Genomic DNA, 530 nt, shown 5'->3' on the forward strand with positions numbered 1-530 from the left:
TCAGCTCTGACGAATCAATTTCGACACCTGCGGCAGCCTCCGGTGACCAGTTGGCCGAGAGGGCCGCTTCAAGTCCGGCATGGCGGAAGACGCCAGACGATCCTGCACCGGTGACAGCAACACGCACGCCGCCTGAACCCTTCGAGACGAAGACACCGGTCATCGCATAACGCGAGGCCGGATTGGCGAACTTGGCATATCCCGCCTTTTCCGGAGCGTCGAAGCGGATCGCCGTGATGATCTCGTCCTCCGAGAGCGCCGTCTCGAACAGGCCGACGAAGAAGTCGTCAGCCGCAATCTCGCGGGAATTGGTGACCACCGTCGCACCAAGGCCGAGCACCGCTGACGGGTAGTCGGCCGCTGGATCGTCATTGGCGACAGAACCGCCGATCGTGCCCATGTGGCGCACATGCGGATCGCCGATCAACGAGGCGAGATGGCAGATCGCCGGGCAGACTGCACGGATGGCCGCCGAAGAGGCGACCTCCGCATGGGTGACCGCAGCACCGATGGTGACCTGACGGCCATTG

General features: G+C 63.8%; 1 protein-coding gene. It reads right to left on the reverse strand.

Features of this window, described 5'->3' with window-relative positions; genetic code table 11:
• On the reverse strand, nt 1-530 hold a 530-nt coding region (locus CXR03_RS19000; protein WP_104105062.1), incomplete at both ends, for an FAD binding domain-containing protein.

The organism is Arthrobacter sp. 08Y14 (assembly GCF_002929455.1).
GTDB classification, from domain to species: Bacteria; Actinomycetota; Actinomycetes; order Actinomycetales; family Micrococcaceae; genus Arthrobacter_B; species Arthrobacter_B sunyaminii.